General features: G+C 70.1%; 4 protein-coding genes. 3 read left to right on the forward strand and 1 reads right to left on the reverse strand.

Annotated elements, in window-relative coordinates:
- Nucleotides 1–391: 391 nt before the first annotated feature.
- Nucleotides 392–1,645, reverse strand: a complete 1,254-nt coding sequence (locus tag AB0K43_RS17450) for a tetratricopeptide repeat protein (protein ID WP_363640548.1) — start codon at nt 1,643–1,645, stop codon at nt 392–394.
- Nucleotides 1,646–2,921: 1,276 nt separating this feature from the next.
- Here AB0K43_RS17450 and AB0K43_RS17455 point away from each other — a divergent pair.
- The 3 genes from AB0K43_RS17455 to AB0K43_RS17465 all read left to right on the forward strand — a co-directional run bounded on the left by AB0K43_RS17455 (nt 2,922) and on the right by AB0K43_RS17465 (nt 11,207).
- On the forward strand, nt 2,922–5,621 hold the full coding sequence (locus AB0K43_RS17455; RefSeq protein ID WP_363640550.1) for a right-handed parallel beta-helix repeat-containing protein: 2,700 nt from the start codon (nt 2,922–2,924) through the stop codon (nt 5,619–5,621).
- Nucleotides 5,622–5,954: 333 nt separating this feature from the next.
- Nucleotides 5,955–9,920, forward strand: coding sequence for a hypothetical protein (locus AB0K43_RS17460; protein ID WP_363640552.1), 3,966 nt, complete (start codon nt 5,955–5,957; stop codon nt 9,918–9,920).
- A gap of 162 nt (nt 9,921–10,082) precedes the next feature.
- Nucleotides 10,083–11,207: a hypothetical protein gene (locus AB0K43_RS17465; RefSeq protein ID WP_363640554.1), complete on the forward strand. Its 1,125-nt coding sequence runs from the start codon at nt 10,083–10,085 to the stop codon at nt 11,205–11,207.
- Nucleotides 11,208–11,255: the final 48 nt, after the last annotated feature.

Here is an 11,255-nt window from a genome sequence, read left to right on the forward strand (position 1 = left end):
CGCCTCCTGTCTTCGCCCCGGCTGGGGCTTCGCCGTCGACCGTCCGCGCCCGAGGGGCGGAAGCTAAGGCCGGGGCGAAAACGGACAAGGTCCAGCTTCACCCCACCCCAGCACAGGGAAGGCACAGAGGGCCAACCTCAGGACCAACCCCGCCGTGGCCGGGGCGGGCGGCTCCACGGTTTTACCCACCTGCCAGGACCGGGACCCACACCGAGCACGACCGGGGGGCCACTCGGCCAAGTTGCGGTCAGGCCCAAAGAGCCCTGACCGAGTCGCAGCAGCTTACGGCCCCCCGATCATGCTCGGACCCAGACCAGACAGGACACCGGCCAAAACCGCTCCACCACCCTCGTTTGCGTCTAGAAAGGCAACGAAACCGGACTGAGGCCTCTTAGGCTGCCGCAGGAGGCCTTTCCCCGCCCTCGGTGGATTGGGAATATCCAGAGAAGGGTGCGCCCGTTGCCGATTGGGTGGAAATTATCCCTCTCCTCATCAGATTGACCCGCTTGGCCAGTTCCTCAAGTTTGGTTATAGCAACCAATTGAATGCCCGGGTCTGCCCCATTGTTCGCCACCTCGTTATAGCACCATCCAGCGAGGTTCATATCCCCGGAGCTTGCAACTTCAAGGTCTCCGCGCAGCACAAGCAGAATTTCGAGGCCGGGATTCGCCTGAAGACCCTGTACTATGATTTCCCGAGCCTTGTTGAAGTCTCGACGTGCAGTGAGAAATCCCACGTAGGCCTTTGCTGTATTGGCCAGATCGCCGCTCTCGCTAGGGCCTGGTTCGATATAGTTCAACGCCTTCTCGTATGCATCCTCCACTGAGTCAGGCTGGGCATTCAGCTCACCCCTTGCAATTGCAAGATTCCTCCAGGCGACCGTATTCCTTGGGGAAATCTCAAGCATTTTTCCACATAGGGTCATGAGTGATTCGAAATCGTCAAAATCCATGCATGTATTGGCTGCTTCGATTAGAACGGTTCGGCCCTTTGGGTGCGCCAATGCCAGGTCCGATATCTCCTTTATTGCCTCCTGTACGGGGACTCTTCCGAGGCGGGCGCGCATGCGGATTAGGGATGCCGTCGCGTTAGCGTTCTGCGGGGTAACCGTGACTGCGCGCTCGTAGAGCCTAAGGGCAAGCTCGTAGTTGCGAAGCTTGTAGGCCCGGTCTCCACCACGCTCAAACTCATCCGATGACGCTACCGGAGTATTTGCAAGTGATGAGAGGAATCCAAGTGCTGTTGGGATATCCGCGCTTGCCCTTGCGTGCTCGAGCAGAAGTGCGGGGATCATGGCTTTGGAATTTTCAAGAGTAGAGACAGCTTCTCGCCCCGAGCCGAGGAGTTCGTCCAGCCTGTTGGTGAGCGACTCTGAATCTTCTATGCGCTGCTGGAATTGATTCTCCATCTCGCGGGAGCTTTCCAGGGCCGCCCTGGCGGACGACTCGTATTCACTAAACTCGCGGAAAACCTGCCCGATTCTTGCGTCAACGGATCGATCTACAACAGTCTGAACTGATTCCATTTTTCGATGGCGCTCGGCCAGCAGTAGTCCGACTATAGCCACGATGGCGCCAATGAGTGGGCCAATGAGTGCCCAGTTCGTTCCCGTCGTCTGTGCTGCAACTGTTTCAAATCCGTACATGCGACACCTCAAATGCACGGCGTGACATCGCTACATGCCGGTTCAAGTTCCATCTTCACGCATTGCGAGGCGCCCTGCATCCCGGCATCCTAAAGTGTCGCTCCTTGGCTTGCTCGTGGAGTCGTAGGGGCGCATTGGGCGTATAATGGCCAAGCCGCCGAGCGGTGCACTGAGAGGGCCACAGCGCTTTCTGAGGGCCTGCTAGTTCGAGCCGCCCGATCGCGCAGTCGCTCGGCCGCTGACAAATGGACTTCCAGTCCAGTAGTGAGCGCGGAGGTTGTGTCGTCGCCTCCCGAGCTGGTTGTGAGCAGCCGTTTGCGGCGAGTGTGCCAGTGGCGCGCCAGATTACACAGTACGTGGCGGTGAATCGCGGTCGCTGGTGTCAACGAGCCCGCGAGGTCGCCAATGTGGCTCATCAGCAGGTCGGGATGAGTGCTCCATGCCAATCCTTGTATTGCAGGGTCCTGGTCGAGCGGGCTGGGCTGGGCTGGTAGACAGGTCCTCGAAGCGGGAGGCGCATGGGTACGACAGCATCGAGCGCATAGCCACTGACCACGTCGTCGCCTGGGAACGGGCCGCCGGATGCAAGCCTGTAGACGTCAGCCCCAACGGATACGCCGCGACATCGACAGCCTGCCCCGCAAGATCGAGGTCGAGGCCTTCGGCGGGCCAGCTCCGAGGTCGAGGGGGACCGGACAATCCCTCTATGGTGTACCGCGTGGGCCAGCTGGTGGCGCGATGGGCGTGCGGGTACTTCACGGCCCGGCACTCAGAGCTCTGATCGAACGGGCGACACCGTCCCGCACCCACTGTTCGACCTTCCGGGTGGCCGAGTACGACGCTGCGGAGCGGCTGCATTAGCTCCGCCCGTACAGCAGCCCTGTACAGCAACCGTGGCGATCGCGGGTGACCGCCAGCAGACGCCACAGGCCGGAGAGCCAGGACGGGAGACCCCAGCGACCGCCCCGCCGGTAGTTCGCATCGAGGGGGTCAGGGGTTCGAATCCCCTCAGCTCCACCCAACATCGAAGGCCCTTCCGGGATCATCCGGGAGGGCCTTCGGTCGTTCGTGCGACGGCGAAGCACGGCAACTGCGCCGGGTGCGCGGGTGCTTCGGGGGTGGGCCGGGTGCGGGGGCGCGCTTGTCGGTGCGCGCACGGCTTCTTGTAATCTGACGCCGCCATAGGAGCGATTGTCAGATCATTCAAGCTGGGGGGCTGGTGCACCACCGCCGTCTCGTCGCGACCGCTGCGGCTCTCGCCGCCGGATTCGCCTTCTTGCCGGGCCAGGCGTATGCCGACCCGGCCCCGAACGCCGTATCGAACGCCGTGCCGGCGCCCGCCCCGAGCGGGTGGGAGCTGCCCGGCGCCAAGACCTTCACCAGCCCGGCGAGCAACTCCTACCGGGTGCAGGGCCAGGTCGCGGCTGCCGCCCGGTCCGCCGCGGCGCCGTTCACGGGCCGGACGATCTACACCGTCACCCGCACCATCTGCACCACGGACACCGGGACGGGCACCCAGGCGGCGCCGTTCTGCAGCCTGCAGCACGCCGTGGACGCGGCCGTGCCCGGCGACGCGATCCGGGTCGACGGCAAGGACGAGGGGGTCAGCCCGCCCTCCGCCATGGAGGCCGTGGTCGTCCGCACCTCCGGACTGACCATCACCGGCGGCACCAACACGCCGCAGATCATGTCGTTCAACGGTGCGGCCGGTAAGCCCGCCCTGACCCTGGACGGGGTCAGCGACGTGACGATCAGTCACCTCACCCTCTCCGGTGGCAACGCGCCGGGCCTGCTCGTCCAGGGCTCCAGCCGGATCACCATCGACTCCGACCACCTCAGCGGGTCCGACGGCAACGCCCTGAGCATCGACGGCGCGTCCAGCACCGTCGCCGTGACCAGGTCCCACGCCGCGCTGTCCTTCCCCGCCGCCAGCGCCACGGCGATCTCGGTGGCCGCCGGGGCGAAGGACGTCACCCTGGCCGGCAACCTGGTCAACGGCGTCGCCACGGACAACACCATGACGGTGTACCGGCAGACCGCCGGCATCGCCGCCACCGGGGTGCAGGGCCTGCGCGTCACCGGCAACACCATCCAGCGCGGCTGCCTCCCCGGTGTCGCCGTGGACGGCGCCTCGACCGCCGTGTCGATCCAGAACAACATGCTGGTCGAGCCGGCCGCCGTGGCCGCCTGCGACTCCGGCCGGCCCGCCGTGACGGTCTCCGCCGAGTCCGCCCCGGCGACCACCACCGACTACAACGACTTCTACTCCGCCGTCGCCGACGGCGCCGGGCCCTACCGCTGGGCCGGCACCGCGTACCCGACCGTCGCCGCCTTCAAGGCAGCGCAACCGCAGGGCGCCCACGACAGCGTCGAGACGGTAGCCCCGCAGCAGGTCAACAGCGGATCGGACTGGGGCGTCGCCTACGCCCTGCAGGCCGGTTCCGCCGCGATCGGCTCCGCCGACCAGGCCGCGCCCGGCGCCCTGGCCACCGACTACTTCGGCCACGGCCCGATGGCGGACCGGGGCGCGGTCAGGTTCCAGAGCAACAACCCCGGATTCGCGATGGCGCTGACCGCGAAGAACACCAGCGCGTACGGTGTCTCGCTGGCCGTGGACGTGACCACCCAGCCGATCGCCCAGGACATCTACATCCAGTGGGGCGACGACACCACCGACGTCCTGAACTTCTACGGCGACAAGCCGGTGAAGTTCACGCCGGGCCACGTCTACAAGAAGCTCGGCGACCACACCATCACCGTCACCGACTTCGACAAGGTCGGGAACACCATCCGCAACACGGTGAAGGTGTCCACGCTCGGCTCGCAGTACACCGCGTACGGCCCGAAGCGGCTGCTCGACAGCCGTGACGGCACCGGTGTGCCGGCCCAGGGCCAGATCGCGCCGTACGGGACGGTCAGGCTCAAGGTCGGCGGCTCGGACACCATCCCGGCGACCGCGACCGCGGCGGTCCTCAACGTGACGGTCACCGGTCCCGCGGCGGACGGCCACATCACCGCTTACCCGGAAGGCGGCCAGCGGCCGACCACGTCGAACGTCAACTACCGGGCCGGGCAGACCGTGCCGAACCTGGTGATCGTGCCGATCGGCACCGACGGCTACGTCGACCTGTACAACGGCGGCTGGGGCAAGGTCGACCTGATCGCCGACATCACCGGCTACTTCACCCCGGCCCAGGCCAGCGGCTACAGCCCGGTCGGCCCCCGCCGCCTGGTCGACACCCGCAACGGCACCGGCGCCCCGCGCGGGCAGGTGCCCGGCCGCAACTCGATCCCCGTGCAGATCGCCGGCGCCGACCCGGGTCTGCCCAGCGGCGGCATCGCCGCCGTCGCGCTGAACGTCACCGTCACCGAGCCTCGCCAGGACGGCCACCTGATCGTCTACCCGAGCGGTCAGTCGGTGCCCACCGCGTCCAACGTGAACTTCTCCGCCGGGCAGACGATCGCCAACGCGGTCGTCGTCCCGGTCGGCGCGGACGGCAAGATCCGGGTGTTCAACGGCGCCTGGGGCGGGGCCGACGTGATCGTCGACGTGGTCGGCTACTACAGCACCAACGAGGCCGGCGCGTTCATGCCGGTCGACCCGGAGCGGCTGCTCGACACCCGCGACCCGGCGACCTGGGGCGGCGGCCCGCTGGAGGGCCGTTACTACGCCTACCTGCCGATGACCACGCGCACGGACATCCCGGCGTTCGTCTTCAACGCCACCGTCACCAACACCGGCGACGACGGCCACCTGACCGTCGCCTCCGACCCGAACACCCTGGCCGACTACAGGAGCGGGCACCCGTATCCGGTGGACGCGCCGAACACCTCCTCGCTGAACTGGCGGCGCGGCAGCACCGTGCCGAACCTGGTGCAGGTCACCCCGGGGCGGGGCATCATCGACTTCTTCAACGAGAGCGATGGCGACCTCGACCTGATCGTCGACCTCTTCGGCTACTACCAGAACGGCTGACGGCCGCTCACCCACCCAACGGCGAAGGCCCTCCCGGGACCATCCGGGAGGGCCTTCGATCGTCCGGTCGCCGAGTGGCCTGAAGTGCGCCGGATGCCGGGCGGGTGCGGGAAATTCCTTCGCCGTGCGGCCGGGTGACGTGGCAGGGTCTCGCCGGTCGGCCTGTGTGCCGGCCGGGCGGGTGGTGCCGGTGCGTAGGCGCATGGCTGGACTCCGGCTGCTCGTCAACTCCGGTGACGGTCACGGGAGTCGGGCTCGTTCTTGGGTGGGGGAGAGATGACGTTGCTGCGAAGCGGTGGAAGAGTACGCAGGAGACGGGGGAGAGGCGGCGCCGTGGTCGCCTCGGGGGCCTTGCTGCTCACCGTCCTGATGTCCTTGGTCGGTCAGAGCGGCCCCGCCCACGCGGCGGCCGCCGGCCCGACCGCGGCCGCGTCCACGAAGGCCGCCTGGGCAGCCGGCGCCGCGGTGGACACGCCCGCGCCGGCCGGGCCGAAGGCGGCGCAGCCGCAGGCCTCGCCCAAGGCGGACCCGAAGGCCGAGCACGAGGCCGCCGTGCGGTCGCTCCAGCAGGACGACCCGGCCGGTGCCTGCCCGGCGGCCGTCGCGCCGCACGCGGTGGTCAGCTGCTCGGTCGACGCGTACCAGACGGTCTCGCTCGCGCTCACCCTGCCGCAGCAGAAGGACCTGGTGCTGCTGCAGGCCGTCGCGACCCGGGGGTGGATCTACCCCCAGCTGATCGCGCCCGACGGCACCGCCGTCACCTGCGACAACCCGCTCGGGGCGGGCTACGGGTACGGCGTGCTGCGCTGCGCCACCAACCAGGCGGGCACGTACACGCTGAAGGTCCGCGACGGCAGCGGCACGCAGAACGGCATCGCGCTGTCCTACGTCCCGCTGCTGTCCTCCACCGCCTGCCGGACGGTGGGTGCGGCCGACCGCGCGCTCGGCGCCCCGACCACGTTCCACGGTGCGCTGCCGGCCGCCTCGGCGGGCGACTGCTACGCGCTCGACCTGGCCGCCGACGGCGTGCTGCGCAGCTACGCCTCCAGCTACCAGCTCGTCCGGACCGTGTACGACGCCACCGGCAAGCCGCTCTGCGACTCGCAGCGCGACCCGGGCGCCGGCCTGGACTGCAAGCTCGCCGGCACCGCGCCGTTCCGGGTGACGGTGCAGCAGCCCTCGGGCGCGGCAGCGGACTACGGCTTCACCGCGGCGCGCCTCTCCGCCCCGGAGGGCTGCCCGGTGGTGGACCCGCAGGCGTTCGGCGTCTCGCCGGACCTGACTCCCACCGCGCGCTGCCGCACCCTGCGGGTCGCCCAGCCCGCCCGCTACACCTTCGCCCCGGTCGGCTCCGAGGCCGCCGCCCCGCTCGGCGGGCTGTACCGGCCCGACGGCAGCGCCCAGGTGGCCGACTGCACCGTCGGGGTCTGCGATCTGGCCCCCGGTGACTACACCTGGGTGGTCGAGGCCCGGAACACCGCCGCCGGCGCGTTCGGCCTGGCCTTCCACTCGACCAAGGAGACCCGCGGCTGCACCGCGACCAAGGACGACGGCCTGGTGTCCGGCGCGGTCACCGGGACCTTCGCGGCGCCCGGGCAGCAGGTCTGCCTGGCCCTGCCGACCGCCACCGGGAAGGGCGTCTACCTGCTCAACCGGCCGCCCGCCGAGGGCGAGGCCGTCGAGGCCGAGGTCTACGACGCGGCCGGCGTCAGGCAGTGCGACAACGGCGGCCGCTCGTACCTCGTCTGCAAGCTCACCGGCGCCGCGCCGTTCCGCGCGGTGCTGAGCGGGACGGGCGGCAAGGCGTACCGGCTGGTGATCCACCGGACCGGTGAGAGCGCCGGCTGCACCGCATGGCCGCAGTCCGGGTTCGACGGCTCCTGGGGGGCCGAGGTCTCGCTGACCGAGACCGTGCAGCAGGCCTGCCTGAGCCTGCCGGCCGACCGGCACTCCACCGCCGAGATGATCGACTACGCCAACCTCAGGAACCAGGTCAACGCCGCGGTCGAGCTGGTCGACGCCTCGGGCACCACGGTGTGCTCGACCATCGGCTCCTCCACCACCACCTGCGCGCTCGCCGCCGGCGCCCCGTACACCGCGATGCTGGTGGGCACGGACCGGGTGGACACCTACCAGCTGGTCCGCCGCGACATCTCGCCGACCGCGAACTGCACGGCGCCGGCCTCGACGACGGTCGGTGGCCGCTCCACCCCGCTCGACCTGACCTCGGCGCTGGACGCCCGCTGCATCCGGGTCGGCGGCGCCGCCACCGACAGGTACTGGCTGAGCGCGCGGACCCTCGGCACGCGGTACGACCCCTCCACGCTGCTGATGGTGGTCGACGCCGGGGGCAAGGTGCTCTGCCAGCAGTGGGGCATCGCCTGCCAGGTCACCGGCTCGACCTCGTACACCGCGATCGTGGTCGCAGCCGGGTACACGGACAAGGCCATCCACACCGATGTGGACACCTGGAAGGTCGGCACCGCGGCCGGCTGGGCCCCGGAGTGCACCGCCCATCCGATCTCGGTCGACGGCTTCCCGCTGCGCAGCGGGGTGCTCTCCGAGTCCGCCACCGCCTACTGCGCCGTGATCGACCTGCTGCCCTCGCAGGCCTTCGACGTCGTCGGCACCAGCAGCGCCACCGGCCTCGAAACCCCCGTGCTGAGCCTGCTCGGCGCCAAGTGGGACACCTCCGGGAACAATTACCAGTGCGGCGGCTCGTACGGCGCGTTCGGCGCGCGGTGCCAGACCCTCGGCGGCGCCGAGGCCGGCAAGGCCGTCCTGCTGCTGACCGCCGCCAAGGCGGCCACCCCGGTGGAGTACAGCATGCAGGGGTTCTGCAACACCGGCTGCACCCACGGGCAGGGCGCCCTGCCGACCGGGATCGGCCCCGCGACCGGCGCCGCCGGGACCAGGACCCAGGCGGTCGTCCGCGGCAGCGGGCTCACCCTGGGGACCAAGGTGAAGCTGGTCCGCAGCGACAGCTGGAGCAGCACCCAGCCGGTCATGTCGCCGCTGTCGGTGAGCCCGGACGGGACCGCCCTCGACGTCCTGGTGGACACCGGGGGGCTGGAGCCCGGCAGCTACGACGTGGTGCTGGACGGCATCGGGTACACCGGCGGGGTGCCCTCGCCGGGCTACCTCCCCAAGGCGTACACCGTCACGGCGGCGGCGACCCCGGCGCAGAGCCGCTTCGTCGCGATCACTCCGCTGCGTTTCATGGACACCCGGTACGGGGTCGGTGCCAAGCAGCAGCGGGTCGGTCCGGGTGGGGTGGTGGCGCTCCAGGTGACCGGGGTGAACGGGATTCCGGCCACCGGGGTGACCGCGGTGGTGATGAACGTGACGGCGGTCGATCCGAGCGGGGACGGGCATGTGACGGTCTATCCGGACGGTCGGCCGGTGCCCGACGTGTCGAACCTCAACTTCATGGCCGGGCAGACGGTGCCGAACCTGGTGACCGTCCCGGTGCTGAACGGCAAGGTGGACCTGCGCAACAACGCGGGCTCGGTCGACCTGATCGCGGACGTCACCGGCTACTACACCACCGACGGGGCCACCGGCTCCGCGCTGACGCCGATCACTCCGCTGCGTTTCATGGACACCCGGTACGGGGTCGGTGCCAAGCAGCAGCGGGTCGGTCCGGGTGGGGTGGTGGCGCTCCAGGTGACCGGGGTGAACGGGATTCCGGCCACCGGGGTGACCGCGGTGGTGATGAACGTGACGGCGGTCGATCCGAGCGGGGACGGGCATGTGACGGTCTATCCGGACGGTCGGCCGGTGCCCGACGTGTCGAACCTCAACTTCAAGGCGGGGCAGACGGTGCCGAACCTGGTGACCGTCCCGGTGCTGAACGGCAAGGTGGACCTGCGCAACAACGCGGGCTCGGTCGACCTGATCGCGGACGTCACCGGCTACTACTCCGCCACCGGATCGATCTTCTCCTCGGCCGGGCCGGTACGGCTGCTGGACACCCGGTACGGCGCGGGCGCCCGGGCCGGGACGGTGGGCACGGACGGGATCGTCAGCCTCAAGGTGGCCGGGGTCGAGGGCGTGCCCGCGACCGGGGTGACCGCGGTGGTGCTGAACGTCACCGTCACCGCGCCCACCTGGGACAGCCACCTCACGGTGTATCCGCACGGCGTGGCGCGCCCCGGGGTCTCCAACCTCAACTTCACGGCCGGGCAGACCGTCTCCAACCTGGTGGTGGTCCCGGTGGTGGACGGCCGGGTGACCCTCTACAACCACCTGGGCGACGTGGACGTGATCGCCGATCTGAACGGCTACTTCACGTCCTGACCTCCGATCACCGAGCCTGCCGCGCCGTCCGGGACACCGGGCGGCGCGGCAGTGCCGGTTCCGGGAGGGGGCGGTGGAGGAAATTCGGCGGGTGCGGGGGCGACCGTCTGATAGAACACCTGCGCAGCGCACACCGCGCACTCGAACATCGGGGGGAAACCAGTGACAGCTCACCTCACCACCACGGCGGTCGCGCGGCGCGCGGCCGTGATCGCCGCCGCCGGCGTCATGACGGTCGCGGCGGCCGCCGGCACCGCGGGCGCGGCACCCGCCCCGCGCCCCGCCGGGAGCGGCCACGCGAGTGCCGCCGCGCAGGGCGGGCCGTCCGCCGCCGGGCTCAACCTGCTGCTGCGGGCGGACCCGTGGAAGGTGGTGGAGACCCGCCGGGCCCCGGACCGGACCTGGGACCAGGCGCGCGAGATCCCGCAGTTCGCCGGCCTCTGGTACTGGACCGTCACCGTCGACCACGGTCGCAAGCGGATGCTCGGTGCCCAGTCGCTCTCGTCCGGCAAGCGGTTCGTCCAGTCCGTGCAGCAGCCGGACGGCAGCTGGAGCGAGGTCACGCCGATGGTCGGCCTCGCCGACCTGCCCGTCAGCCAGGACTACTGGCAGATGGGCCGGATCAAGTCCTCCTGGGTCAACGGGCAGCTCCAGGTCACGGCGATCGACCCCGCCGGGCGGGTGCTGCACACCGTCGAGCGGGCGGACGGCAGCTGGCAGCCGTGGGGCGTGGTGAGCGCCTCCTCCGGGCTCGGCTCCGGCCAGTTCTTCAGCGTGGCCACCACCGAGCTCAACGGGGAGCTGCAGCTGGTCGGCACCACCTGGGCCGGCGAGGTGCTGCACACCATCCGGCACGCCGACGGCAGCTGGCAGCCGTGGGGCAACGTGATGGGCGCCACCGGCACCCCTTCGCCCTGGGGCTGGACCACCGACGTGGCGGTCGCCGGGATCAACGGCGCCCTGCAGGTCGTGGTCTGCGACAACAGCCAGGTCGGCGCGTACCACGCGATTCGTGGTGCGGACGGCCGCTGGACCCGCTGGGGCGACGTCCCCGGCCAGGTCCACTTCGACCGGGCCGGCTACTACGGCTCCAACCTCGGCGGGGTGGACGGCGCCGCGGTCGACGGCGAGTTCCAGCTGGTCTTCGCCCCCAGCACCAACACGGGCGACCTCTACCACACCATCCGGCACGCCGACGGGCGCTGGGACCAGGCCGGCCACGTGCAGGACGCGGTCGACCTCTCCCGCTGGCGTCCGGTGGCGACCGGCGCGGCGGCGGCCGGCTAGCCGGGGCGGGCACGGGCAGGCGGGCGGCCAGGCGGACAGGCGGCCAGG

Origin of the sequence: Kitasatospora sp. NPDC049258 (assembly GCF_040678895.1) — a bacterium.
GTDB lineage: Bacteria > Actinomycetota > Actinomycetes > Streptomycetales > Streptomycetaceae > Kitasatospora.